This window comes from Flavobacteriales bacterium, from assembly GCA_013214975.1.
Taxonomy (GTDB): domain Bacteria; phylum Bacteroidota; class Bacteroidia; order DT-38; family DT-38; genus DT-38.
The window spans coordinates 1-2,282 of record JABSPR010000048.1 but is presented as its reverse complement, the minus strand read 5'-3'; the positions used below and the strand labels follow the sequence as shown (position 1 = coordinate 2,282).

General features: G+C 37.2%; 1 protein-coding gene and 1 pseudogene. One reads left to right on the top strand and one right to left on the bottom strand.

From position 1 onward, the window contains the following. Window positions 1-399 precede the first annotated feature (399 nt). Window positions 400-1,836 (bottom strand): annotated as a pseudogene (locus tag HRT72_02810) (IS1182 family transposase). A 138-nt stretch (window positions 1,837-1,974) separates the two neighbouring features. Between HRT72_02810 and HRT72_02805 the strand changes: the two are divergent. Next, window positions 1,975-2,282: hypothetical protein (locus tag HRT72_02805; protein ID NQY66641.1), on the top strand; the 308-nt coding region annotated here is incomplete at its 3' end.

Genomic DNA, 2,282 nt, shown 5'->3' with positions numbered 1-2,282 from the left:
TGGTCTGAGATTGATTATTATACCCTTAATATTGAATTAATTACGCCAAAATCAATGAGCAATAACAAAGAAAAAAAAATCATAAATCTAATTAACAATGAGTTGCTCCAAACATATAAATTTGAGGGCATAAGAATTCATATAGTGGAACCTGATTCAACCCAAATTAGAGTAATTAAATAAAATAAAAAGTAGCTAACAAAAGTAGTCGTTGCACAACCCCATAAAAGGGTAAATAATTAATCATTTCAAGCCCTTTTTAGGGCTTTTATTTTTCACTTATACTATTGGCTGCCTGTATTTTGGTAAGCTTAAAACGATTTTTATTAGATTGTAGAACACATTAATTAGTAGTTGTAGGTTTTGCTGCTCTACTATTCCCGTATTTCTGTGTTTCGCAATGTATTTTAAGTACTTTTTCAGATTATAGGCTGTGGCTGCCATATGCATCACCTTATTGGCTTGGGAGAGGCCTAATGTATTTACCTTTCGCATACCCATGTATTGGGTTAATGTACCAAAGACAGGTTCTACAGTGCTACTTCGCTTCTTTTTAAAGTGCTTTCCACGTTTGCTCCTTATACGTTGATTATTACGCTCATATTCTGCACGAAAGGCGGTTAGTGTTATTCGTTTTTCTTGACTCTTTTTTAAACAGGTAGATCGCACCGGACAGCCTTTGCAGACATGTTTGGAGGCGCGGTATTCTTTTTTCTTGGTGTCCGTGCGACTACAGCGAAAGTGTTTTACAAAAGGGATGTTCTTTCCTTGGGAGCAGGTAAATGAGTCGTTTTGTTCATTGTATACAAAGTCCTCTGGACCTCCTTTATAGGTCCCATGCGGTGGAATATAACTGGTTATTCCTTGGGCTTCTAAAAAACGATAGTTCTCTCCACTACTATAACCAGTGTCGGCCAATAGGGTATCAAATACTAATCCTTCACGCCATAAACGCTGCTTTAAACGCAGGGTAATCTCTTGTAATTGCTGATTGTCTTTTCCATCGGCATGATAAGCACAAATATCAGTGATCACATGATTGCTAGTGTCTACGCTGAGCTGACTCAAGTAATTGAGTTTTCTGGCTTTGCCCGGTTTTACACTGATGCGAGCATCGGGATCTGTGGGACTATAATGCGTTTTATTACTGGTGTATTTGGAACCCTTATTACCTGCTCCTGGACGCTGGTCTTGTTGCTCGATCCAGAGCTTATTTCTACTTTGGATCGCTTGTAGTTCTTTCTGATTAGCTGTAATGGTTTGTTGAGAGGGAGTCGCTTTATCTTCCTTGGGCTTACGATCCATTTTACTGATGTGACGAATTTGATGAAGATGAGCCTCAAGTTCGCTTGCTGGTACTTTTAACTCCAGACTATCCATTGATGCATTGGCTTTTACAGGAGCTGAGTCGATCGTTTGAGTATGACCATTCACCATGCCTTGCTCTACACAAAGTTTAAATACTTGAGTGAAGACTTGCTCAAAGACTGCTTCGGGGAACAACTGGCGGGTACGACTAAGTGTACTGTGCCAAGGCAAGGGATCATCAATGTCGTAGTTCAAAAAGTAGAGAATATCCATGCGCATACTGCAATGAGTCATCAACTTGCGATCGCTGATAATGTTCTCTAAATACCCAACTAAACAAAGCTTAAAAAAGACCACAGGATCTATCGATTGTTGCCCACAGGATCCATAATACCGTTTGGTCAACTCATATAAATAATCCAAGTCTAATACCGATTTTAAGCGACGGTAAAAGTTCTCTTCGGGTACATACTCACTTAACTGAAAGTGCGTGAACAACTTCTCTTGATAATCTTTCTTGCCTTGCATACATCAAGATACAAAACATCTTCATCAGTACTACCTACATTTATGTATCTTTATTCACTAAGTTGTGCAACAGGCACACTATGTAAAAATGCATTAAAACGCAGCTTAGCCAAACCGTTCTAAACAAGTATAATTAATATGAAAAAAATCACTCTCGTTTTATCATTATTATCTTCAATATTTTCATTTTCGCAAACAAAAGATACTATCTACAAAAAGTACAAAGATATAAATGACTTAAAAAATCAATTTAAAGCAATCGATAATGAAACGTTGGTTTATAAGGATGAGACCTTTAGTTATGAAGTTGAAATTCCAGAATGGCTAGAATTGGTAGAGAAAAATAATCTTAAAATAATGGGAGGTAAAATGCCCGCAGTTAAAGGAATTGTTAATGCAATTGCCATAGCTGGTTATAATAAAGAAAAGTTTGAATCTTTTGAGGA